The 25,494-nt window shown below is 34.4% G+C and carries 21 protein-coding genes; 11 read left to right on the top strand and 10 right to left on the bottom strand.

Annotated features, from left to right (window positions below; all coding sequences use genetic code 11):
• The gene (locus OQ292_RS19030; RefSeq protein ID WP_284683733.1) at positions 1-1,647 is read right to left on the bottom strand and encodes a T9SS type A sorting domain-containing protein; all 1,647 of its coding nucleotides are present in this window, start codon (positions 1,645-1,647) and stop codon (positions 1-3) included.
• A gap of 251 nt (positions 1,648-1,898) precedes the next feature.
• On the opposite strand from OQ292_RS19030, the gene rpe reads away from it, so the two are divergent.
• The 3 genes from rpe to OQ292_RS19015 are packed head-to-tail and all read left to right on the top strand — an operon-like array spanning position 1,899 to position 3,970.
• The gene (gene rpe / locus OQ292_RS19025; protein WP_284683732.1) at positions 1,899-2,549 is read left to right on the top strand and encodes a ribulose-phosphate 3-epimerase; all 651 of its coding nucleotides are present in this window, start codon (positions 1,899-1,901) and stop codon (positions 2,547-2,549) included.
• Between the two features lie 3 nt (positions 2,550-2,552).
• Positions 2,553-3,470, top strand: coding sequence for a M20/M25/M40 family metallo-hydrolase (locus OQ292_RS19020; protein WP_284683731.1), 918 nt, complete (start codon positions 2,553-2,555; stop codon positions 3,468-3,470).
• A gap of 23 nt (positions 3,471-3,493) precedes the next feature.
• Positions 3,494-3,970: a Rid family detoxifying hydrolase gene (locus OQ292_RS19015; RefSeq protein ID WP_284683730.1), complete on the top strand. Its 477-nt coding sequence runs from the start codon at positions 3,494-3,496 to the stop codon at positions 3,968-3,970.
• Between the two features lie 20 nt (positions 3,971-3,990).
• Here OQ292_RS19015 and OQ292_RS19010 read toward each other — a convergent pair whose 3' ends face one another.
• Positions 3,991-5,442: an SPOR domain-containing protein gene (locus tag OQ292_RS19010; RefSeq protein ID WP_284683729.1), complete on the bottom strand. Its 1,452-nt coding sequence runs from the start codon at positions 5,440-5,442 to the stop codon at positions 3,991-3,993.
• Positions 5,443-5,590: 148 nt separating this feature from the next.
• Between OQ292_RS19010 and OQ292_RS19005 the strand changes: the two genes are divergently transcribed.
• From OQ292_RS19005 to OQ292_RS18995, 3 genes are all read left to right on the top strand, one after another.
• Complete coding sequence (locus tag OQ292_RS19005; protein WP_284683728.1) at positions 5,591-6,877, top strand: flavin monoamine oxidase family protein; 1,287 nt, start codon at positions 5,591-5,593, stop codon at positions 6,875-6,877.
• A gap of 211 nt (positions 6,878-7,088) precedes the next feature.
• On the top strand, positions 7,089-7,922 hold the full coding sequence (locus tag OQ292_RS19000) for a hypothetical protein (protein WP_284683727.1): 834 nt from the start codon (positions 7,089-7,091) through the stop codon (positions 7,920-7,922).
• Positions 7,923-7,996: 74 nt separating this feature from the next.
• Entirely contained in the window at positions 7,997-9,253 is a 1,257-nt protein-coding gene (locus tag OQ292_RS18995) for a CHASE2 domain-containing protein (protein ID WP_284683726.1), read from the top strand.
• Between the two features lie 18 nt (positions 9,254-9,271).
• On the opposite strand, the gene OQ292_RS18990 is transcribed toward OQ292_RS18995, so the two are convergent.
• From OQ292_RS18990 to OQ292_RS18965, 6 genes are all read right to left on the bottom strand, one after another.
• Complete coding sequence (locus tag OQ292_RS18990; RefSeq protein WP_284683725.1) at positions 9,272-10,153, bottom strand: DUF58 domain-containing protein; 882 nt, start codon at positions 10,151-10,153, stop codon at positions 9,272-9,274.
• Between the two features lie 2 nt (positions 10,154-10,155).
• Entirely contained in the window at positions 10,156-11,133 is a 978-nt protein-coding gene (locus OQ292_RS18985) for an AAA family ATPase (protein ID WP_284683724.1), read from the bottom strand.
• Positions 11,134-11,179: 46 nt separating this feature from the next.
• On the bottom strand, positions 11,180-11,893 hold the full coding sequence (locus OQ292_RS18980; RefSeq protein ID WP_284683723.1) for a DUF4159 domain-containing protein: 714 nt from the start codon (positions 11,891-11,893) through the stop codon (positions 11,180-11,182).
• A gap of 82 nt (positions 11,894-11,975) precedes the next feature.
• On the bottom strand, positions 11,976-13,298 hold the full coding sequence (locus tag OQ292_RS18975; protein WP_284683722.1) for a TldD/PmbA family protein: 1,323 nt from the start codon (positions 13,296-13,298) through the stop codon (positions 11,976-11,978).
• A gap of 33 nt (positions 13,299-13,331) precedes the next feature.
• Complete coding sequence (locus tag OQ292_RS18970; protein ID WP_284683721.1) at positions 13,332-14,969, bottom strand: TldD/PmbA family protein; 1,638 nt, start codon at positions 14,967-14,969, stop codon at positions 13,332-13,334.
• Between the two features lie 20 nt (positions 14,970-14,989).
• A complete protein-coding gene (locus OQ292_RS18965; protein ID WP_284683720.1) occupies positions 14,990-16,621 on the bottom strand; it encodes a TldD/PmbA family protein in 1,632 nt (543 codons plus the stop codon).
• Between the two features lie 441 nt (positions 16,622-17,062).
• Here OQ292_RS18965 and OQ292_RS18960 point away from each other — a divergent pair, with 441 nt between their 5' ends.
• The gene (locus OQ292_RS18960; RefSeq protein WP_284683719.1) at positions 17,063-17,626 is read left to right on the top strand and encodes a hypothetical protein; all 564 of its coding nucleotides are present in this window, start codon (positions 17,063-17,065) and stop codon (positions 17,624-17,626) included.
• Here OQ292_RS18960 and OQ292_RS18955 read toward each other — a convergent pair whose 3' ends face one another.
• Complete coding sequence (locus OQ292_RS18955; protein ID WP_284683718.1) at positions 17,627-18,556, bottom strand: hydrogen peroxide-inducible genes activator; 930 nt, start codon at positions 18,554-18,556, stop codon at positions 17,627-17,629.
• Positions 18,557-18,687: 131 nt separating this feature from the next.
• Between OQ292_RS18955 and OQ292_RS18950 the strand changes: the two genes are divergently transcribed.
• From OQ292_RS18950 to OQ292_RS18935, 4 genes are all read left to right on the top strand, one after another.
• Positions 18,688-20,133: a catalase gene (locus tag OQ292_RS18950; protein ID WP_284683717.1), complete on the top strand. Its 1,446-nt coding sequence runs from the start codon at positions 18,688-18,690 to the stop codon at positions 20,131-20,133.
• Positions 20,134-20,265: 132 nt separating this feature from the next.
• Complete coding sequence (gene hemA, locus OQ292_RS18945; RefSeq protein ID WP_284683716.1) at positions 20,266-21,516, top strand: glutamyl-tRNA reductase; 1,251 nt, start codon at positions 20,266-20,268, stop codon at positions 21,514-21,516.
• A 1-nt stretch (position 21,517) separates the two neighbouring features.
• Positions 21,518-22,600, top strand: a complete 1,083-nt coding sequence (gene hemH / locus OQ292_RS18940; protein ID WP_284683715.1) for a ferrochelatase — start codon at positions 21,518-21,520, stop codon at positions 22,598-22,600.
• Positions 22,581-23,057, top strand: coding sequence for an ankyrin repeat domain-containing protein (locus tag OQ292_RS18935; RefSeq protein ID WP_284683714.1), 477 nt, complete (start codon positions 22,581-22,583; stop codon positions 23,055-23,057). The genes hemH and OQ292_RS18935 overlap by 20 nt, the downstream gene beginning before the upstream one ends.
• 43 nt (positions 23,058-23,100) lie before the next feature.
• On the opposite strand, the gene OQ292_RS18930 is transcribed toward OQ292_RS18935, so the two are convergent.
• Positions 23,101-25,287, bottom strand: a complete 2,187-nt coding sequence (locus OQ292_RS18930; RefSeq protein WP_284683713.1) for a tetratricopeptide repeat-containing sensor histidine kinase — start codon at positions 25,285-25,287, stop codon at positions 23,101-23,103.
• Positions 25,288-25,494 lie beyond the last annotated feature (207 nt).

Genomic DNA, 25,494 nt, shown 5'->3' with positions numbered 1-25,494 from the left:
TTATCTGATCAGAATTTTATTCCTGTATACTAATTCATTATCATTCAATTCAACCACGTATATACCCTGGCTAAGATGCGCCAAATCTAGTGATAAAGTTCCGGAATAATCAATATCAAATTGTTGGTTTATTACGATTTTGCCAGAAGTGTCTACTAATTTAATGTTAAACTGGCTATTTAATATGTCGATTGGCAAATCGATGTACAACACATCTTCTACCGGATTAGGGTAAATACTTAATTCATACTCCACTTCATCATCTACACCTGTTATAAAGTTACCAGAATAATCTATACTATTTAAAGTAGACACACCAGTGTTAGATGGGTCTAGCCAGTCTTTTAATCTATAAGTAGATGTAGTACCGTTAGATTCCCAGTCGTAAGCAATCTTACCATACATATCAAAACCACTTGTATTATTACAGCTTGATGTACCTCCAGTGAGCGTACCAACAACTTGACCTGCAACATTGAATAATGGAGCACCTGAAGAACCACCCTCAGTTACACCAAATCCATTATCTGTTTGCGTCCAGTAAACTTGCCAGTGAGTGTTTTTAATATTTGCATCTGAAGAATAAGTACTCGACTCAAGCAAAGTATTATAAGTTGAAATCTTTTTTATATCGCCTTCTGGGTGATGCATGCTTACCCCTCTATCATAAGAACCTTCAATATTGCTCCAGCCAGCAAATACAGGATTGTATTCTTCAGGAACATCGCTTTGAAGCCTTAACAATAAGAAATCTGAACCTCTTTCACCACCTCCATCATCACTGTAAGAAATTAGGTCTGCACCTGTCACATACTGTTCTGTAACATCAGAAGATGAAAAAATTCCGTTGCAATCATCAACCTCGTAATTAAAGAAGAAAATCCACTTATCGAAATTGGTTTGTGAAAGCACTTCTTCTGTTATACTATTCATACCACAGTGCATGGCTGTAAGAATATATGGAGTAAAATCTTGATTTGTATTATTCATTAAAACTCCTGAGCACCAACCAATTGCATTATTACTTCTCACCAAAATTCTAACTACTGAATGGCTAACATCTTTCCATAAGTCACCTTCCGAACAGTTCACATTTACATTACAAGAAGATGCATCTCCAAATCCCTTACGGTTATCTTCGGGTATCACATCTTTAAAAGCCAAGCCAGCAGACTCTATAATTATATTTGATTTCTCAACATCCTGCTCATCTACTTCGAGAATCATTTCTACATAATCGCCAAAAACAAAACTTGAAGAAAAAATGCCATTATGTATTTCATTATTTGTAAATGGTCCTAATTCCTGTTCTTTGTAATTACCTTTTAGAAATAGTGATGCACTTTCAGGTAACACCATATCTTTAAAATAAAAATTGATTCCCTCGACACTTTCAGAAGAAAAAGCTAGTGTACAAGATTTTTTACCTTCTTCTAAATCTTGCCAAAAACCTTCTTCGAGTAAGTCTGTTTCCAGATCAACCACAGTACCAATAGGCTCCAAAATGGCGCCTTCACCATCATTTGAAGCACTTTCGATGGAACTTGCATCTATTAATTTAACAGGAATAGTATCTGACTGAGCAAAAGCAAATTGAACTGAACAGATCAAAAGCAAAAAAGCGTAGTATTCTTTTTTTATAAGCATGGTGAAAATATATACTGAATTTGACTCTCTTTAACTTTCAATAATCAGAGAATGTCTAGTATATAAAAGGCAGTTTAAAGAGTTTTGTAATGAATTTTAATCGATTCTTTATTAAAAAAATTTAATTCGATAAGCTTAAAAAATTATTTGGACTGAAAGTAAATATTTATTTGCGACCTAAGCAATTTAAATACGAAAGATTTAATGAAATCGCATTTTATAGAATACATTTATCAGTCTATATTTGCCCAATGAAAACTTTAATAGCACCCTCACTCCTCGCTTCTGACTTTAATAATCTTTCAAAGGAAATTGAGATGATTAACGAGAGCGAAGCAGATTGGATTCACTTCGATGTAATGGATGGTCGTTTTGTTCCTAATATTTCTTTTGGTATTCCTGTTTGTGCATCGATAAATAAAATAGCCAAAAAGCCAATAGATGTGCATCTAATGATTGTTGAACCAGAAAAATATGTGAAAGATTTTAAAGACGCAGGTGCTTCTTCTATCTCTGTACATATTGAAGCTTCACCACATTTGCACAGAACAATAGGTTTAATAAAGGAGTTAGGTTGCAAAGCCGGAGTGGCCATAAATCCGCATACTACTGTTGAACAATTAGAAAATGTATTGGCTGATATTGATTTCGTAAATGTGATGACTGTAAATCCAGGATTTGGCGGTCAGAAGTTTATTAAACAAGCACTAGCTAAAATCAAAAAATTAAGGGCAATGGCTAATGAGCTTAATCCGAACTTAGGTATTGAGGTTGATGGTGGTGTTGATCTTACTAATATAAAAGAAATTAAAGATGCAGGTGCTAATATTTTTGTAGCAGGAAGTGCAGTATTTAAGGCAGAAAATCCGAAAGAAACTATATCTAAAATGAAATTAATCTAATCAATGAAGAAATTGAATACTAGCATAATACTAGCAATTTGCTCAGTAATACTTGCTATACGACCAGCACAATCACAAAATACGCAATCAGCAGAACTGGCAGTAAAAGCCTTAGAAGTACTTTCTGCTGATGATATGGAAGGTAGAAAATCAGGAACTGAAGGTAACGCCAAAGCCAGAACATATTTAATTGAAGAATTTTCAAAACTTGGTTTTGAGGTAAAGACAGATACTTTTTCTTTTAGGTCGACTCTAGAGCCAGTTCAAGGAGTGAACTTACTTATTGAAATTAAAGGGCAAAAGTATCCTGAATCTTATATCGTTATCTCTGCACACTACGATCACTTAGGCATTAAAAACGACGATATTTACAATGGTACAGATGACAATGCATCTGGATCAGCTGCACTTCTGGCAATTGCTTCAGAATTAAAAAATAAAAAAACAAAACACTCTATTATTATCGCAGCTTTCGATGCTGAAGAAATGGGTTTACAAGGAGCTAAACACTTTGTAAAACATCCTATGGTAGATCAAGAAATAATTGCGTTAAACATCAACATGGATATGGTGAGCCAGTCTGAAAAAGACGAATTGTATGCTTGTGGCACTTATCATTTTCCATTTCTTAAAGAGCCAATTGAAAATACAGCAAAGCATCATTCAGATATAAAAGTATTATTTGGACATGATTTACCAAACACTGGCCACAATGATTGGACTGGGCAATCAGATCATTATCCGTTTTATAAAGCAGAGATTCCCTTTGTTTACTTTGGTGTAGAAGATCATCCATATTACCACAAATCAACAGATACGTTCGATAAACTTACTAAAGCATTTTATATGAATGCAGTAGAATTTATCTCTGCTTTTGTATTCGATATTGATGAAAAATTTAAGTTAAAACTCAATAATTAATTTTTACAAAACCCCTAATCAAAATGAGAACTTCATACGCATTTTTACTTCTTCTACTATCATTTGCTTGTTCAGCACCTAAAAATGAAAAGATAGAAGAAGTAAAACCTGTTGAAAACAAAAGAAAAATTGTAAAATCAGAAAAAGCACCATTGCCAATTGGTCCTTATAATCAGGGTATTGTAGTTGGTAATACATTACATACTGCTGGTCAAATTGCCATTAATGCAGCTACTGGCGAAATGGTTACAGATTCTATTGAAGCTGAAGCTAGTCAAGTTCTGGACAATTTAAAATCGGTAATTGAAGAAGCTGGTTACAACATGGACGAAGTTGTTCAAACAACCATTTATATGACCGACTTAGCTGACTTCTCAAAAGTAAATGAAATCTACGGCAGCTATTTTAAAGAAGGGCAAGCACCTGCAAGAGTAACTGTACAGGTGGCTGCTATTCCAAAAAATGCACATTTAGAAATTTCTATGGTGGCTATGAAATAGTTGCGATAAAATAAGAGATATTAATCTGATACAAGGCTTTCTAAAAAGCCTTGTTCTTTTTTAAACTCAGGGCTAAGATTTAAAGACTCCAAAACCTCCATCATTTCAGTTTGTTCTAACCAAGCATATCTCCTATTAGAAATAATCACCAGAAACTTATCTGAGTTAAACTGAATCTCATTAGGAAAATCTTCATACTTTCTATTTCCGGGTTTCCGTCTTCTTAAAGTGGTAAGCCAGCCGTGGTTGCCTTGTACCTCAACAGAATCTTTATGCACTCTCCTTTGCGGATTATACACATTGCTAAAAATTGTATTAGACATTTCTCTATCAAAAATTCTAGTGCTGGCAATTTCCCATTCTCCTTTCTGATTATCGAAAAACACAAATCTGGTTTTATAATGCTTTTCTAACTTAGCACCAGTAGCACCTGGTACATCAATTAATTTGCGTAAATGCACATATGCCAAATGGCTATCTATTGGAAGTGAATCGGGTAAAATTGACATTTTCTCTGCAAAAGCCGGATAGCTAATTAAGCCATTATTACTAGCAATAGATTTAATAAAGTTATCTATATTCTCTTGAGAGCACTTTTCAGATTGTATAAAATATAAATATCTACCATTTAGGTCTGATAAAACCATATATCGATAAACTTTGCCTTGAGTTGGTTCAATATTAACTGCGAAACCTTTAAGTTCAATTGCTCCATTTACTGTTCGTGGGAGTATCTCTTCAAAATTGTATTCTCTTGTATCTTTTATCTTATCTGCAAATACTTGACTTATATCTGCCCCCAACTCATGAGAAGGTTTTAGTGCAAAAACATCAATTTTAAATTCTACACCAATTAATTCATCAAAATAAACAGCCTCAATTAAAGCATCTGAAGAGTTAATTAAAGCTGGAGGATAAACTCCTCTAGGCATATCAAATTGATTCGTTCTAAGCGAAGTTCTTTTGAGTACATCAATACTGTCTGATGGTTGAACAGCCTTTACATCTAAAATTGAGTAAGCTTCGCTATAAGGTGCTTTTTTCATTAAATCTACCAAAGCAACTTTGTAAGCATTTGAAGTAAGCGAATCTGGCAGAGGCATGGGCTTATATTTTTCAACATAATTTACCAAGTTCTGGCTCAACTGATTATAGTTTACAATATCCAGATATAGAAAACTAAAAGAATCTTCAAACTTTATTCTTCCAGCTATAGCAGATTCGAGGGTTTTATAAGAACCTGTTAAAAGCATGTACCAAGTACCTGTTGCAGGATCTTTTACTTCTGCCAAATAGCCCTCGATACCCATTTTTTTAATTCTTTCAAAAGAATTCCATGCAGTTTCAAGACTTCTGTATTGATCTATAATTATGGCATAGGGTTTATCCTTACTAAATTGCTCAACATCTTTATTGCAAGAACTCAGATAGAAGAATAAAAACAATATGCTAAGAAGCTTGGTTAATTTCATTTTAAATAATTTTCAGAAAGTAAAATTTACCTTAAATTGTCTCCAAAGTTACAATATCTGCAAAATTTGGTCATATAGCCTTCTTTTTAAAGTTAAATTTTATATTGGTTTGTTGCAAGAAGGCATACTTTAAGAAGTAGTTTTAAATATGGAGAAAAACTTAATACATGATGTAATAATAGTTGGCGCTGGTATTTCTGGCCTTTATGCAGCTTATATGCTTAAAAATGAAGGTTACAGTGTAAAAGTAGTAGAAGCCGGGCCAACTTATGGAGGAAGAATAAAAAGTTTAACTGGTTTTTCTCAAAGCCCAATAGAATTGGGTGCTGAGTTTATTCATGGAAAATATACAGTACTCTACGAATTACTAGAATACTTTGAAGAAGAACTAATAGAAATTAAAGGGAAGAATTATGTTTGGTTCAAAAATGAATTATTAGCTGAAAATAAAGCAGCCGAAGATGCACAAATAGAAAGGGTATTTGATTTTCTTGATAATTCTTGGCGATACAGAGGATTAGATAAAACAGCACAAGAATATCTCTCTAATAGACCTTTTCCTGATTCTGTAAGGCAATTACTAGAAGTTTTTGCTATGGAATATGGTACTTCTAATGATAAAATAGGCATGAGAAGTCTTGCTTTAAATGAATCTAACTGGGTAGCAGGTGACCAACATTTCAAATTAAAATCTCCTTTGTTAAGTATTCTTAGGGAATTTTTAGAAAGTTTAGATCACGACATTCAATATAACTCTCCAGTAACTGCAATTGACTATCAAACAGAGGAGGTTAAAGTTCAGACCGAAAAAGGTGAAAGCTTCATTTGTAAAAAGCTGATTTGCACCATTCCTCTTACTATGTTAAAGAAAGGTATGATCAAATTCACACCTGAATTGTCTACAGCAAAGAAAGAAGCAATTGAGGTATTGGGAATGGATGCAGGGGTAAAAGTCTTTTTGAAATTTAAAGAGCGATTTTGGAAGAAAAACATGTGGGAATTATTCGGCACCAAAAGCAGCCCACTGTATTATAATCTATTTCCCGGAACTCAAAGTGACGAAAATGTATTAGTCGCGTATATGATGGGGAAATATGCAGAACAATTTATTGAAAAAGGTAACAAAGGAATTGACGAACTCGTAATAGAACTGGATAATATTTTTGGCGATAAACAAGCTACAACGCATTTAGAAAATAGCTTGATTATGAATTGGAAAAATGAAAAATATATAGAAGGTGCTTATTCGTTTGATACTCCTTTTTCAGAAGGAAAAAGGGAAGATTTAGCTAAAACAATTAATAATCGCATATTTTTTGGTGGTGAAGCAACTAACTTCACTGGGCATTCATCAACTTTGCATGGAGCTATGGAAACGGCTGAAAGATGTTTTCAAGAAATTAAAACTATACTTAAACCCGAGAAACCTGTGTAATAATTTAAGCTTAATTTTTTAGAATTAACATTTGCTTAAAACTTGCAGCAATTATTGTAAAATAGAGAAATGACTTTTTAAATCACTTAATCTTATATTTGCAGTAATAATAGGACTAACCATTAACTTTATTAATTCTAACAATTAAATTCAATCATTAAAAAAATCGACTTTTTCTCTTTTGAAAGAGCAGACTTAAAATTAATCGATTATGAAACGCATTTTTGCTTTTATTTTATTATTGTTTACGATTTCTATAACACAAGCTCAAGATTATTTTGTAGCGCATATAAAAGGTGATATTGAAGTTAAGGGAACCAACAAAAAAGTAGCTGTTGGTGATCAGTTAAATAAAACCGATGAGTTAAGATTCTTAACTCAAGATGCTAATGCTGTTGTAATGACCATGGAAGGAAAAAGAATGGTATTAAACGGCAAAGAAACTAAGAAAAACAACGATGGTGAATTTATAAGTTTTGTACAAGATGTGGTATTGCCACTTAGCTCAAATATTCAATTAAGCACAAGAGGTGGTGACCCAAACAACATCCAAGACTTTAAAACCTTCTTCGGCGAAGAAAAATATGTAATTATTGGCGATGAGTTAAAAGTGAAACCAGACCCAGGAGTTTTTCCAATAGATAATGGCTGGTCTTTTATTTATAGATACGAAACTGGTTCTCGTCCTGTAAATAAAATTGTTGCTAATCAAGGTGCTGAGATTGTATTAGACAGAAAACAACTTTACAAAACAAAAGGTGTAGTTGTAGATCCTGAAAAGTCTTATCCTGTAAAGCTGTTCTATTTCAATAGCAATAATAAGGATGCAAAAGAACTTGTTACTTTCCATCCAGTGTTTGTTGACGAAAACACACTAACTGTTGAGCTAAAATCGGTTGCCACATTTTTGGAAAACAACAATGTAATGAAAGGTCGAGAACTGATGGATGAACTATACAAGTTTGTACTAGATGTTCATGGTCCAATAAACAAAAGCATTTTCTTTGACTGGCTCAATTCGAAAGAGTTGATAACTAGAGGATAAAAAATATTTGAAACGGCAACTAATAACTAATTAGTTGCCGTTATTTTTTTATTTGAACCATAATCCTAATTTTTTTGACACCAATTTTCCAAGAAAAGCGAAATACATATGTTCGAATTGGCTTGTCTATAGGTCACGGTGTATTTCTAATTATTGCCACCCTAATTTACCTTTCCATAACATTTACGCTAGACGATGAGATTATTCTTATTCAGTTAACAGCTGCAGTAAAAAATAAACTGTTAGGTCAGAAAAAAAGACCAGATAAAGACAGACTGCTGTTAGTAAATGTGAGTTGGGATAAAAAATTAATTCCAAGAATAGATTCAACTGGCACTCCAATAGGTAATCAAGCAATTACTAATAGAGCATCCATCGCAAAGTTGCTTCAGGCAATGAACCAAAAGCCTGACAACCACGAGTTTCTCCTGATAGATGTTAACTTTCTCGACGATTCACCAGACGATTCTCTTTTAGAAGCCGAGTTACTAAAAGTAAAAAACTGTTTGGTTTCTTACCACAAGGATGTAAAAGGGAAACCATTATATCCTGTAGTAAAAGCCCCGCTTGGCTTATCAGATATGCAGGTTGATGATGAAGATCGAGATTTGGTGTTGAAATACCATTTAATTCAAGGAGATTCTTTAAAGACTACTCCCCTTTTAATGTATGAAAAAATTCATGATGCGAAATTCGAAGAAGGATTCCTTTATGATAAATTAGATGGCAAGAAGATTTTCAATTCATTTATTATTGATTATCCGGTAGATCAATACGACATATTCAAAAGGGATATGTACAATTATTTATATCTCAATGAAATGGTGATGGCATCACCGTCTTTCATTCAGGCAATGACAAAGGATAAAATTGTTATTGTCGGTGATTTTGAAGATCGAGATATACATAATACCATTTATGGTAAAACACCGGGGCCACTCATTCTACTAAATGCATTTCTTGCTTTAGAAAATGGTGATAATCTAGTTTCTATTTATTTTATTTTATTACTGCTTGTTGCTTACTCTTTAATTTCTTACAAGGCTATTACAGTAAACGACCCAGTAACTATGTGGGTAAAAAGGAAATTTAAAGAATATAACTTCATTATAGAATTTGCCGCAGATGTTACTTTCTACCTAATCTATTTCGGTATTATTTCTATCATTTCTTATATGTCTTTTGGTGTGCACTTAACCATTTTGTTTTTGTCTTTCTACATGCACTTTCTTGAAGTTGGCTTGGTAGCACTAGACGAAAGAAAAAAGGAGAAAGCTTTAGCGAAAGCTAATGCTGCTACTAATGAGACCGAAGTAAAAAAAGAAGATTAAAAATTCTAAAGATATAATTTATGGCAATCCAGCTTTTCTCCTTTTTAGAAAAGTTTGCAATAGAAGAGCTGGATGCTGCTGTAAATCTACCTGCACATAACTGATATTATTTTCCAGCATACTGGTTTCAGCATTTTTAATAAATGCATTCATTCTTTCCAGATACTTTTCTTTGTATTTCTTGGGGTTCACTTCTAGCAGCTCACCTGTTTCCAAGTCTTGGAAAGTAGAAGTATTTCCAAAATCGAAAGTCAATTCTTTTTTGCCCAAAACATGAAACAACATCACTTCATTTCCAGCAGCGGCAACGTTTTTAAGCAATTGAGTTATCTCAGAATCATTTTCATACAAATCGGAAAAGCAGATTACCAACCCTTTATTTCTACTACCTAAAAAAACATTATCTGTTTGCTCTGGCCATTTTTTCATGCCTTGCACCTGATGCAATTCATGCAAAAAATGCATAAAAAATCCAGTTGACTGCTTTGGTGGAAGTTGTACTAATTCCATTTCATTTAAAGCAAACAGGCTAATTAAATCTCCTTGTTTTTTAGCCATATATGCCAAACAAGCTATAATCGCTTTAGAAAAAGCCAATTTGCTCAAATTGTTTTCTTCGTATTTCATAGATGCAGATGCATCTAGAATAAAAGTACTGGTTACATTAGTTTCCGTTTCAGACTCTTTAATGTAATACCTGCTTGTTCTGGCTAAAAGCTTCCAGTCTAGTTGTCTTAAATCGTCTCCAGGTTGGTAAGACTTATACTGACTAAACTCCTGCCCTTGCCCAGCGCGTAAATTTCTGTTAGCACCAGCCAGAAATCCTTCTACAGTTTTTCTGGCTAGTAACTCCAAACCTTCCACCGAATTGATCAACTCAGGGTCCAGATAGTTTTCCATATTTAAGCTTTTATTTCTTGCAGTATGGCACTGGTTATTTCATCTGTATTTTTTCCAGAAGCTTCCGCTTTAAAGTTCATCAACATTCTATGACGCAATACAGGATAAGCTACTTTCTCAATATCATTAGGTGTAACAGCAAATCTGCCATCGAGTAAAGCAGCAGCTTTTGCAGTTAACATCATTGCCTGCCCAGCTCTAGGGCCAGCTCCCCATTGCACCCAAGATTTCACCATGTCTACCGAAGTAGTTTGCGGGCGGGTTGCTCTTACAATTCTGTTCACTCTCGAAATAAGCGTATCATTTACAGGCACTTCTCTTACAAGCTGTTGAACTGCTGCAATTTCTTCACCGGTAATTACACTTTCAACCTTAGTTTTTTTGCTACCAGTAGTACTAGAAAGTATTGTAAATTCGTCTTGCTCCTCAGGATAACCTAATTGAATATAAAATAGAAACCTGTCTAATTGAGCTTCTGGTAATGGAAAAGTACCAGATTGTTCAACTGGGTTCTGGGTAGCTAGAATGAAAAATGGTTTTTCTAATGAATAAGTCTTACCACCGTAAGTTACTTCATATTCTTGCATGGCTTCTAGCAAAGCAGCCTGCGTTTTTGGAGGAGTTCTGTTTATCTCATCGGCCAAAATGATGTTGGCGAATATTGGTCCGTGGTTGAATTTAAAAAACTTCTTCCCAGAAGTAATATCTTCTTCTAATACTTCGGTACCAGTAATATCTGCTGGCATTAAGTCTGGCGTAAACTGAATTCTTTTAAAATTGAGATGCACTGCTTCAGACAGTGTTCTAATCATAAGGGTTTTAGCTAAACCCGGAACACCTTCTAGTAAGGCATGGCCACCTGCCATAAAGCAGATTAATAATTGATCAATTATATCTTCCTGCCCGATAATTACTTTTTGTATTTCAGCTTTTAGTGCGTGTATTTTGCCTATTAGCTGATGAACATCTTTTTCTGTCATTGAAAATTGTAGCTGTTTGAATGTTTAATTTGTTACAAATAAGCACTTAAGCTGTAAGTGCATATAAAATGATATTTATGCCAAATCGAGTATTATCTCTTGCCATCCATCTTTTATTTCGATGGTCGTAATCCCATTCGCACCCATAATCTTTGTTACTGTAAAGCACGCAAATTCGTCCATCTACTTCAATGGCTTTAAGGTAGTCATGTACGAGATCATCTCCCCAACCATTTAATTCTACAGAGGTATTTGGTGGGCCATCTTCAAACTCAAAGAAGCAATTGTAAATCTTGTGGTTATTAGGAATCTTCTTTAAAGCATTATCGCCAAAAATCTCAATCATTTCTGCTTCAAAAGATTTGGCAAAAAGTCCGTCTATATCGTGGTTGCAATCGTCGACAAAAATGAAACCGCCATTTTCTACATACTTCTTAAAATTGGCTTTTTCTTTTTGGTCAAACTCCACCAATTTATGTCCACTCAAATAGCAAAAAGGTGCATTAAATAACTCATCGCTCCCAAGTGGAACAACATTCTCTTTGGTATCTACAGGAATGGTTGTATACTCCACTACCGAATTTAACAAGTTAGAAGGCATACGCTGATCAGTATTCCAATCTCCAGAATTGTATTGTAACCTGGTAAAGAAAAAACTATTACCAGCCTTCAATTTTGTGGCAGCAAAATGGAAATCACTTTCTAATTCTTTAGAAAACTTCTTATAGTTCAGGTTATACTGATTGATTTTTCCCTCCATACATTTCTTCTTTACAACTTCATTGCAACAAATGAAAAAGCCGCCTTGTTCTTCAAAGGCGGCCTGAATAGCATTTTACTTGTTAAATCGCATCAGATAAGCTACTGAATGTAAAGTCTCTGATTTTCATTACAGGTACGAAGTCGCCATTTACTCTGTATTGCTTACCTAATTTTTCAAGGTTGTTAAGCATAATCACAGGACTTTCGTTAAACCTGAAGTTTTTCAATGGATATTTAATTTCACCATCTTCGATATAAAAAGTACCATCTCTTGTAAGACCTGTGTATAGTAAGGTTTGTGGGTCTACTGTTCTGATATACCACATTCTAGTAACAAGAATACCTTTCTTAGTATCCTTTATCATTTCTTCTATGGTGTCGGTACCACCCGCCATAATGAAAGTTCTACTAGATGGTACTGGCTCAACACCTTTTTCTTGTGCCCAATATCTTGAGTAGAAAAGGTTTTTAACCACGCCATCTTTAATCAAGTCCATTTTTTTGATTGGCATACCATCGTTAGACCAAGTAGAAGAAGGTACTTCTGGATGCAAAGGATCGATGTAGAGATTTACTCTTTCATCAAACATCTTCTCTCCTAATCTATTCTTGCCTTTTTCTCCTTTCTTGCTCATAAAGCTTCTTCCTTCATCAGCAGCTCTTGCACCCATATTTCTTACCATATTACCGATAAGCTGAGATGATGCTGCTGGCTCAAGAATTACTGTGTATTTACCCGGCTCAATTGCTCTTGGATTTCTAGAAGCCAACGATTTTTTAATCGCAATTGAAGATGCTTCAGCAGCATCGAACTTAGTTACATCATTAAAATCGCGAGTAACCCATCCAGAACCAGTACCATCGTTACTTCGCATGGTAACTGTAAAATCTACATTAGAAGACTTACTGTAAGCGAACAAACCTTTAGAGTTCATCATTGATGAAAACCCATAAGAATCGCTTAAAAAACCAGCAGCAGTTACATCCTGCTCTTTTGCCGGCTTTATACTTACCGCAGCTACTTCAGCTCTGTATTCAGGAGTAATATCAGCAGTTGCCTGCACATATTCTTCTGAAGTTTGATATTCTTGAGGTTCTAAAACACCCATATACTCTGGGTTCTCAGGAGCTAGCTTTGCTAATTCCTCAGCACGCTGAACTACCTTTTTTAGAGACTCATCATCAAATTCGTTTATTGAGGCAGTACCCACTTGTTTTCCAAATGCAGCTTGTACAACTAAACTGGTGTTAGCTTCCATACCACTGGTAGATACCGTATTTCTAGCGTAACGGATGTTACCTCCCGCATTACCTCTAAGGTTGGCTTCGCATTCGTCTGCAGTAGAGAATCCGATCACCTTTTCCAAAATGCTTTTAGCTTCTTCTTTTGAAAATATAGCCATTGAATATTTTTGTTATTATTGAACGATAATCAATTATATTTTTCTTTCAGTGTTGATGACATTCACATTGTCGAATCTTGTTGTAGATGAACCATGTGATACTGCACTAGACTGAGAAGGTTGTCCTTTACCATCGAAGAAAGAACCACCAAGTCTGTAGTCAGACTCATCGCAAACAGCGCTACAAGAATTCCAGAATTCCTGCGTATTTGACTGATAAGCCACATCTCTAAGCTGGCCTTTTATTTCACCTTCTTTGATTTCGAAAAATGCTTGTCCACCAAACTGGAAGTTGTAACGTTGTTGGTCGATTGAGAAAGAACCATCTCCAATAATGTAAATACCTCTTTCTACATCTTTAATCATTTCTTGAACTGACAATGGGTCTTTACCAGGAGCAAGAGACACATTCGCCATACGTTGGAACTGCACAGAACTCCAGCTATCAGCATAGCAACATCCATGAGATTCTTCCTCTCCGATGATGTGCGCTTGATCTCTAATTGCTTGATAATTTACAAGAACACCATCTTTTACCAAATCCCATTTTTTACATGGAACACCTTCATCATCATAACCAACAGCACCTAAAGAGTTCTTTTGAGTTTTATCGGCAATTAGATTCACCTTATCGCTTCCGTATTCAAAAGTCTTACTTTGCCACTTATCCAATGTAGCGAAACTAGTTCCAGCAAAGTTGGCTTCGTAACCTAATACCCTGTCGAGTTCTAGTGGGTGCCCTACAGATTCGTGAATGGTTAACCACAAGTGGCTTGGGTCTAATACCAAAGTATATTTACCCGGATCTACAGACTTCGCTGTAAGACTGTCTCTAGCTTGCTTAGCAGCAAATATGGCATCTTCTTCAATATCGTAAGAGTTACCATAAAGAGTCATTCCAGATGGAGATAATGTTTTATCCTCTTTAATACCATCCATGTATTCGAAGCCCATTCCCATTGGTGAGCTTAAAGATTGTCTATTTTTAAACTTACCTGTTTTTTCATCAACACAAGTAATGTTAAAGTTGGGCCATATTCTGTGAACATCCTGATCGATATAACTACCATCAGTAGATGCAAAATACTTTTGTTCATTCACAAGAAACATCATTGAGCTGATATAATTTGCACCAGCATCCATCGCTTTTGCATTGGCATTTAGCAAAATATCAACTTTATCTTTTACAGGAACTTCAAAAGCATTTTTTGTAATAGGTGCTTTCCAAGCAACTTCTCCTTGAGATTTTACTGGAGCAAGTTGTACTGGTTCATCTTGATATTTTGAGTTTGCTTTTGCAATGGCAGCAGCTTGTTTTGCCGCTTTTGCAATTCCTTCTCTTGAAACATCATTACTAGAAGCAAAACCCCATGTTCCATCTACAATCACTCTTATTCCCACACCAAAAGATTCAGTATTTACTATATTTTGAACCTTGTTCTCACGAGTAATTACAAATTGATTGAGGTATCTTCCGATTCTTACATCCGAATAAGATGCTCCCATGTCTTTTGCTGCATTTAAAGCAACATCAGCCAATTCTTTTTTGAGCAACTGATCCATTCCGGGTGAGTAAGTATCTAGTGGCACATCTTTACCATTCATCTGGAAAGGCAAAAACATAGCTCCGGCACCAAGACCGGCCAATCGGGTAAAGTCTCTTCTATTCATAGGCAATTAAAATTTACAAATTATATTTTTCTTGCTGTGTTAATCACGTTTACATCGTCGAAGCGAGCAGTGGCACTTCCATGCGAAACTGCGCTTACTTGTGATGGCTGACCTTTACCGTCGAAAAATGATCCGAACAGGCGATAGTCACTTTCATCACAAACTTTTGAACATGAATTCCAGAATTCTTGTGTGTTCGATTGGTAGGCTACATCGTTGAGCATGCCAGTAATTTCTCCGTTTTTGATCTCATAAAAAAGCTGACCTCCAAACTGGAAATTATAGCGCTGCTGATCTATTGAATAAGAACCTCTTCCGGCAATATAAATACCTCTGTCTACATTTTTAATCATTTCTGCAACAGAGTAAGGTTCTTTTCCTGGTGCTAGTGAAACATTGGGCATTCTTTGGAATTGAACTGAATTCCAGCTATCTGCATAGCAGCAACCATGAGATTCTTCTTCGCCAATAATATGGGCTTGATCTCTAATTGCTTGATAATTTACAAGAACACCTTCTTTAATTAAATCCCATTTCTTTGTTTTTACTCCTTCGTCATCAAAACCAACTGCACCTAAAGAAAATGGCTGTGTTTTATCTGCAAAAATATTTACTTCTTTACTTCCGTATTCGAAAGATTTACTCTCCCATTTATCTAAAGTAGCGAAACTAGTTCCTGCATAGTTAGCTTCGTAACCTAATACACGGTCTAGTTCCAATGGGTGGCCAACAGACTCATGTATGGTAAGCCCAAGGTGGTTTGGCTCTAATACTAAACTATATTTACCCGGATCTACAGATTTTGCTCCGAGCATAGCTTTAGCTTGTTTGGCAGCAGCTACAGCATCTTCAACTATATCATAAGAATGTTTGTAAAGTACAATTCCTTCAGGTCCAATTACTTTATCTTCTGCTTTTGGTTGCAGATATTCATAACCCATTCCTAAAGGTGCACTTAGTGCATTTCTGGTTTTAAAGCCATCTTCACCAATAGCTGTTACTGTAAAGGTTGGCCATATTCTATGTACATCTTGATCGATATAGCTACCTTCTGTAGATGCAAAGTACTTTTGCTCGTTTACCAAAAATAGGTTTGAATTGATAAAGCTTGCTCCGGCCTCCATCGCCTTTGTATTGGCTTCTATCAATAAATCGGCTTTATCTTTTATTGGAACTTCAAATGCATTTTGCTTGATAGGTGCTTTCCAACTTTGTTCGCCATAAGACTTTACAGGAACCAGATTTACAGGTTCTTTCTGGATTTTAGCATTTGCTTTTGCTATTAATACAGCTTGTTCAGCAGCCTTCTTTATTCCCTCAGGGGTTACATCGTTGGTTGAAGCAAATCCCCAAGTTCCATCTGCAATCACTCTGATTCCCAAACCATAAGACTCCGTATTTACAATATTTTGCACTTTGTCTTCACGAGTAAAAAGGTATTGATTGAGGTATCTTCCAATTCGGATATCTGCATAGGAAGCCCCTTTGGAAGTAGCTGCATTTAAACCGATGTCTGCTAAGCTTTTGTTTCTTGCAACATCCATTTTCCGTAACATTTCGCTAGGATGCACAGATTTGCTAAAGGCTGGTAAAGGTGCAATCATTGCTCCCATTCCTAAACCTGCTAGTTGCACAAAATTTCTTCTGTTCAAAACGTAAATTTTTGTGGTTAAAATTCAGTTTTAAAAAACTGATTGCTAGTAATTTAGTCAAATAACAAGAAGATAATTAAGTATAAGGTGATTGTTGTAGTTTTTATAGTTTACTCATCATAAACTGTTCTTAGATAATTAATGATTTCTTAAAGCTAAAAAACAATCTTCAAATTATCATATTTTTTCTAAGAAAAATGATGGTGATTTTACGCTAAGTTCTTTTATCAAAATTATTTACCACTCAGAAGTAGAATTGCGCATTTATCACAGAAAATTTTTAAAGTATTCAATCTTATTTACTCCTATTCAATATTGATATTGAAGCTTTTACGAGCGCTGACTACGAGCGAATCTTAACATTATTCGCTTTAAGCTGTTGAAAATATATAGCCTATTTTTTTAATAGAAGTATTAACTGAACAATTAACATAAAATCCTATGAAAACTTTAACCAGTATTTTTTTACTACTATCAACTTTTTCTGTTTTCGGACAGTCAATCCAAAGAAATGAAATTGATGAGGGAACCAACACTCGAGTAATTACCACCAGTCCTTGGGATGGTGAAAAGCCAGAAACAGATCAACCAAGTATTTATCCGTCTTTTAAATATATTAAAACCGACAATGGAAGAGTACTTTATTTTCTTTCTTTTAAAATTCTAAATGTAGATAATATCGGATGTTTGAGAGAAAAAAACGGACAAGCTTTAATTCACTTTGCAAATGGCGAAGAAATGCTATTAAGACAGCAATCTGATACAAACTGTGATTATGGTGATTATAAAGTAAGTTACTATCTGGTAAGTACCGAGGTTGCTAAAGACCCTAGCTGGGCAGAAAAAATGGAAGAACATTATCACCAATTGCTCAGCGATAAAATTGAGGCCATCACTATTAAAGGTTCTAAAGATATTTACAGATTTGACTTACAAGGTGAGCAACAAAATCTGGTTGCCCAACATGCAGAAACTTTAAAAGAGGCTATACAAGAGACAAAATAATTATCGCCATTGAATCTTGAGAAACTTTTTGTTCTTCTTAAAATTATCAGGAACTACATTTAATATAGCCTGTCGCAATCGTTCCATCAATAATTCTCTTGCGAAGCTTTGATGTACCACAATACTTACTTCTCTGGCAGGCTGTGGTTCCGAAAATCTCCTTAAGAAAGGATCATCAATTTTTTTATGGATAGACAACTCCGGAACAAGGGTATATCCATAATTATATCTTACAAGATTTTTTAATGTTTCAATTGAGCCGCTTTCAAAAGAAAGACCTTTGTGAGCAGAAAGATTAGAGGTATTGCAAATATTCAGCACCTGATTTCTAAAGCAATGTCCCTGATTCAATAGCCATAAGCCATCGGGAATGATATCAGTTGCACTCACCTCTTCTTTGTCGAAAAGTGTATTCTCTTCGCTGGTGTAAACAAGAAAAGGCTCATAGAACAAAACATATTCTCTAATTGCATTATCGTTTACAGGAGTTACCATTAAGCCAATATCAAGTGATTCGTTTTTTAGACCACTTATTATTTCGTTGGACTGCATTTCCTTAACTTCTAGACTAATAGCAGGGTGATCTTCACTAAACTGTTTAATAAATAATGGTAGCAGATAAGGAGCTAAAGTGGGAATTACACCTAATCTAAATGTTCCTTCCAATACTTCTTTTTCGGTGTTAACCATGTTTTTGAGTGCATCAACTTCTCTCAAAATTTCGCGGGCTTTGCTAATAAAAGAAATGCCCAATGGCGTAGGTTTTAAAGGCTGTGCTGATCGATCGAACAAAACCAGACCTATTTCATCTTCAAGCTTTTTAACCTGTAGTGTTAAGGTTGGTTGAGCCACAAAACAACTTTCAGCCGCTTTTACAAAATGTCTATGATTATCTAAGGCTACTACGTATTGCAGTTGTTGGAGCGTCATTTATTTATATTTTAAATAATGTGATTTATATTATTTATTTGACAAATATAGCTATTTATCGGATTTTCGCATTAAGTAACCAGAACAAACTGTAGCAATACAAGAAAAAATAAACTAAAATTTTTTTAACCATGAGCAAGAAAAAACTAACCACAACAGGTGGCGCACCAATCGCAAGTAACCAACATTCAAAAACAGCAGGTCAAAGAGGTCCTGTACTATTAGAAGACTATCAACTTATAGAGAAACTAGCACATCAAAATAGGGAGCGTATTCCAGAAAGAGTAGTACATGCTAAAGGATGGGGTGCTCAAGGAACACTAACCATTACACACGACATTACTAAATACACCAGTGCTAAAATATTTGATACTATTGGTAAGCAAACACCAATGTTAGCACGCTTTTCTACAGTGGCAGGAGAACAAGGGGCAGCAGATGCTGAAAGAGATGTAAGAGGTTTTGCACTTAAATTTTATACTGAAGAAGGCAACTGGGATTTAGTAGGAAACAACACACCAGTATTTTTTATTAGAGATGGTTATAAATTTCCAGACTTTATAAGAACTCAAAAAAGGCATCCTAAAACCAATCTTCGCTCACCAGAAGCTATGTGGGATTTTTGGTCGCTTGTACCGGAGAGCTTACACCAAGTTACAATATTAATGTCTGACAGAGGCATTCCAGTTGGCCCTCAATATATGAATGGCTATGGCTCGCATACTTTCAGTTTTTATAACAAAGAAGGTGAGCGCTATTGGGTAAAATTCCATTTTAAAACCCAACAAGGCCATAAACACTATACCAATGAAGAATCTGTAAAAGTAATTGGTAAGTCTAGAGAAACATTCCAAGAAGAGCTTTATGGATCAATAGAAAAGGGAGATTTTCCTAAGTGGAAAATGTATGTGCAAATTATGCCAGAAATGGATGCTGAGAAAACATCATACAATCCATTTGATTTAACCAAAGTTTGGCCACATAGCGATTATCCTCTTATAGAAGTTGGCGAGTTGGAGCTAAATAAAAATCCTGATAACTATTTCCAATACATCGAAAATGCAGCGTTTTCACCCTCAAATGTAGTTCCGGGTATTGGCTTCTCTCCTGATAAGGTATTGCAATCGAGAATTTTCTCTTATGCAGATGCACACAGATACAGACTAGGAACGCACTACGAAGCTTTGCCAGCTAACAAACCAGTGAGTGAAGTAAACCATTACCATAAAGATGGTTCAATGAGATTTTTCGATAACAATAGCGGTAATCCTGATGCTTATTACGAACCTAATTCTTTTAATGGCCCTGTAGAAGACGAAAGTTTTGCTGAGCCTCCTATGAGAATTAGTGGAGATGCAACACGCTATGGCAATGAAACTGACGATGACTTTACACAACCAGGTAATCTGTTCAGAATGTTTAATGATGAACAAAAACAACGATTATTCAACAATATAGCAGAAGCTATGGATGGTGTAAGCGAAGAAATTATTGAAAGACAATTGAAACTATTCGACAAAGCTGACCCTGCTTATGGAGCTGGAGTTAGAAAAGCTTTAGGTATGGTAGTCGCATAATTAATTTGAATAAATAGATCAAAAACAATAAGATTAATTACCTCTCTGTAATTGGAGAGGTAATTAATTAAAGCAACTTAAAGCAAGCTAAAAATTACTTACCAAGCAAAGTCGATTGAATTACACAAGCAAATGACCGATTTAGCACTCAAATATATCTCTATAAATCACGAAACCGCAAGCATTGAGCAAAGGCAAAACTTTGTATTCACTGCTGATGATATTACTAAACTAAAACAACAAATACTTAAAGAGTTTGATGATGTAAATGGAGTATTAGGACTTTCTACATGTAACCGAACAGAATTCTATTTTGAAGCTCATCGAACAAGTGCAGAACAAATAAGAGATTTTATAATTGAAAAATATGTGCCAGTAGAAAACCAATTAAAAACAGTAAGTAGCTTATTTAGTTTAAGCAACCATACATTACATACCTTAAAATACTTGCTGCAGGTTTCTACTGGTCTTCGTTCTGCTGTAATTGGCGATGCCCAGATTATCTCACAAATTAAAGATGCTTATAAGCATTCTTTGGCAAACAAAAATCAGGGTTCTATTTTAGAAAGATCGTTACAAGCTGTATTTAAGGCGCATAAAAAAATTATAAACGAAACTGGTTTTAGAAAAGGCACAAACTCTACAGCTTACAAAGCATTAAAATTAATAGAAATCAAATTTGGTAAACCTACTCTAAATAGTAAAAAGCTATTAATAATAGGTGCAGGAGAAATTGCTAAAGAAGTTGCTTTATACTCAAAAAAATTCGACTTTAAAGAAGTTTTCATTACCAATCGCACAGAGAGTAAAGCAACAGAACTTGCAGAAAGATTTGATCTTAGCAATTATAATTGGCAAAAAACAGCAAAGAATGAGCTGAACCAGTTCGATGCAGTAATTAGTTGTATTGGAGAAACAAAAAGTTTTATTCATACAACTCAAGCAAGTAAAACAAATCAAAAAGTATTGATTGACTTATCTGCTACACTTAGCATCGATAGCAAACTTGGTAAACTAAATCACATTTATCTTTATAATTTAGATCAGATTACCGAAAGTTTGGTTCAAAACCAGTCTAAACAAAAAGAAGCTTTTGCATCTGTAAAAAGCATTATAGAGCAAGAAATGATAGATTTTGACAATTGGTTTAAAAAAATGCCATTGCGTCAATTTCTAAAAGCATACAAGGATGAAACCGATAAATTAATAAGCGAAGAACTACAAAAAAACCTCCCGATTAAGCTAAGTGAAGAGGAAATTAAAAATCTTGTAACAAGTATCAGCAAAAAAATGTTAAAAAAACCTGCTATTGCATTGCAAAAAAGCGAAAATGAAAACACAATTTTACAACACATAGATATATTAGAAAAAGCTTTTATCTAAAATGAAAAAAACGGGAGTATTAATGGTCAATCTGGGTACACCAGATTCTTATGAGAAAAAGGATGTTGCAAAATATCTTAATGAATTTTTGATGGATGGAAGGGTGATCGATGTATCCTACCTAATGCGACTATTTTTAGTTAAAGTAATTATTGTGCCTTTTCGCTCTGGCAAGGTTTCTAAAGAATACAAAAAACTGTGGTTAGAAAACGGTTCTCCTCTATTAGTTTATGGCAAAGAACTAAGAAAAAAGGTGTCTGAAAAATTCGGTGATGATATTCCTGTAGAATTAGCAATGAGGTATCAAAGTCCTTCGATTGAATCTGGACTCGATAATTTAAGAAGACAAGGAGTTAATCACATTATTGTTTTTCCACTTTTCCCTCAATATGCTTCAGCTACAACTGGTTCGGTTGCGGAGAAAGTAATGGATTTAGTATCAAAGTGGAATGTAATTCCAGATATTCAATTTTTAAATAGTTACCACGAAGATTCAAGATACATCAGTTGTTTTGCTGAAAAGCTTAAAAACGATGTAGAAAAGCATAAGCCTGACCATGTATTATTTAGCTACCATGGCATACCAGAAAGACATCTGGACAATATGAATCAAGGAACTGTACCTTACTGTAAAAGACCTGACTGTACTTGTAGTAAAGGAGATACCGAAAACAGTTTTTGTTACAGATCATCTTGTTTCCAAACAAGTAATTTAATTGCCGAAGGAGCTGGTTTACCAATTACAAAATATACTACCTCTTTCCAAAGTAGACTGGGTAAAGACCCATGGATAAAACCATATACAGACGCCACAATTGAAGAACTAGCTAAGAAAGGCATTAAAAACCTACTGGTGATTTCACCATCATTTGTAGCCGACTGTTTAGAAACTACACTGGAAATTGGGGAACAATACAAAGAACTATTTGAAGAACATGGTGGAACAACTTTTAACTATACTTTGAGCTTAAACGCTGAAGACAAATGGGCAGAAGCTGTTTATCAAATCATTTCTGATCTACTACCAAAAACTCAAAATTCTGAAAACTTAAATATTAAAAAAAGTGAGCACACAATTATCTGATATTTATGACGCATGCAGAACAGGAGATATAGATAAAATTAAAATTATATTAAATGCATTTCCAGAAGCAGTAAAAGTGCAAGATGCCAAGGGCTTTTCACCATTGATGCTTGCTGTTTACAACGGTCAGGAAGAAGCAACTGAATTTTTACTTAAATCAGGAGCTGATGCAGACCAACCCGATGCATCTGGAAACACTCCTTTAATGGGTGTTTGTTTTAAAGGATACACCAGTATTGGTCAAAAACTAATTGAAGCAGGAGCTGATGTAAATAAGCAAAATTTTCAAGGAGCTACAGCCCTTACATTTGCCGCTACTTTTGGCCAAGTTAAAATAGCTGAAATGCTTTTAGAAAAAGGAGCTAAAAAAGATATAAAAGACCAAAGAGGTATGTCACCTGAGAATCATGCAAAAATGCAGGGACATCCGGGAATGGTAAAACTATTCGGTTTATAATTAATGAAAAAGGGATTTAAGAAACAATCTTAGATCCCTTTTTTTATGCATATGGAATTGTAAATGAAAACACTGTTCCGTTTTCTGGTGTACTTGAAACGAAAAGTTTTCCATTATTCTTTTCTATAAATTCTTTACATAGGATAAGACCAAGGCCAGTTCCTTTTTCACTAAATGTTCCTTTCTTCGAAACCTGCGCTTTCAAATCGAACAAAGATTTAAGCTCAGCCTCAGACATGCCAATTCCATTATCTTGCACATTCAACTCTAAGTAAGATTCTTTTTGAGTAACAGATAGCAAGATAGTACCATTTTCGTAAGTAAATTTAATGGCATTTGCGATAAAGTTTCGCACAATAAAATCAAGCATATTAGGATCGTAAAATACTTGAATGTCAAGGTCTATATTATGCAACAGGTTGATGTTCTTTTTGCCTGCTTGAGGTTTATACAAATCGACAACTTCTTGTACTTTTTCTTTAATCGAAAACACAACAGGTTTAATGTTAATATCTTCATTTTGCAATCTTGCCCATTCAAGCAAGTGATTTAAGAAATTATCTACTGTATCAACCCTTGTTTTCAGTTTCTGAAATATACTTTTAATCTCATCTTTTCCCAGTAAGTCAACCTGATCTACAACTAGTTGCAACATGCCATTAAGAGAATTTAAAGGACTTCTTGCATCATGAGAAATAATAGCAAAAAGCTTATCCTTTGTAGCATTAATTTTTTCTAACTCTTCTTTAGATTGCTCTAGCTTGTTGTTAAGTTTTTTCAGATGGTCATTCTGGTTATTTATTATTTGATTCTGAAGTTGGAGTTTTTCTGAGGCAACCCTACTTCGTTTATAAAATAAATAGATGAAAATAATAGAGATAAATGCCATTCCAACTAGCAACACGAGGTAAAATCGTTGTTTTTCAATATCTGCTAGTTCTTGTTCTTTTTTCCTTTTTTCTAACTCAACCTCATCAATCTTACCTTGAAAATTTTCTTCTTCGAAGCGAGCTTGTAATTCAAGAATTTCGCTAGATGTAGCTGTTAAATCGAGTGAGTCTTTAATCGCTTTATATTTCTTAAAATATCTTATAAGATCCTCATCGTTGTTTGTTTCTATACAAAGATTGGTAAGGCCTTCGTAAGTTTGAAGCAAAAGTGTATTGTTATTAATATCTGAAGCCAACTTCTCGGTTTGTTTCCAGTAATACAATGTACTATCATATTTCCCTTCATTAAAATAGACTTTTCCCAGATCGTAAAGTGTTTCACCATATAGAGATTTGTTATCTCCTTTTCCAAAGATTTTTAAGCCTTGATTTAAGAAATTAATTGCAGTATCATACTTATTTAAAGCACCATACACCAAACCCATGTTTTTAATAGATATACCTATTTCTTTGTGGCTGCCAAGTTTTTCCTTAATAGAAAGAGCCTCCTTGTGATAACTTAGTGCTTTTTCGTAATTACCTAGGTTATAATAAATACTCGCTATATTATGTAAAGATATCCCCACTCCTTTTGAGTTATTTATTTCTTTACTAGTTCTGTAAGAGTCTATATAGTATTGTAATGCTTTATAGTAATTCCCCTGTTGCTCGTAAAAAATCCCAAAAGCATTATAAGACTTGGCAATCTCATTTTTATCACCAATTTCTAATCTTGTATTTAATGCCCGGTATCTGTAAATCAAAGATTTTTTTAGTTCACCTCTCTTTGAGTATATATAGCTAACCATGTTCTGAATATTGGCATATTCAGTTTTATTTTCACGCTGCAATACATTGTTAATCTCTTCAGAAAGTAGAATGTCAAGTGATTTTTCGTACTCACCGATAAAGTAATAAACTATGGCAGTTTTACTCTGAGATAGGCAGTCTAGGTACTCTAACCTATATTTTTTAGCATTTTTATCAGCCGCTTCGAATATCAACAGTGCACTATCGTAATTTCCATCGTCTAGATAATACTCCCCAATGTTGTGTTGCGCACTAATTAATCCATTAATATATTCTATTGAAATAGCAATTTTTAAGGCATTTTTAGCAAAATAAAGTGAAGAGTCTTTATTATAAATTTTATATTTTTTTGAGAGCAGGTTTAATGAATCAACTTCACGAGTTTGTATATCAGTTAAAGAAGCACCATTATCTTCCTGATTGAAGAATTTTGCTGCCTTTAATTGAGTGAAAGTGAGTAAAAATAGTAAAATTAGCGATCGTCGAAGCACTATGTAATTATTTCATAGATATAAAAATCTGATATTTTATTTTCATATTCTTCAAAATGAAACATTAAAAATCAGGGCTGAAAGCTTTTTGCCTCTAAGGTATGGCAAATATTTAAAAATTTACAATTTCAAAACCAAATTATGGTATTTAGCAAATTGAAAAAGCCTTATAATTTAGTGGTTTAAAATAAGTATTTTCATCTATTC

Origin of the sequence: Chondrinema litorale (genome assembly GCF_026250525.1) — a bacterium.
GTDB lineage: Bacteria > Bacteroidota > Bacteroidia > Cytophagales > Flammeovirgaceae > Chondrinema > Chondrinema litorale.
The sequence above is the reverse complement of the archived record's forward strand: the minus strand, read 5'-3'. Positions and strand labels throughout refer to the sequence as shown.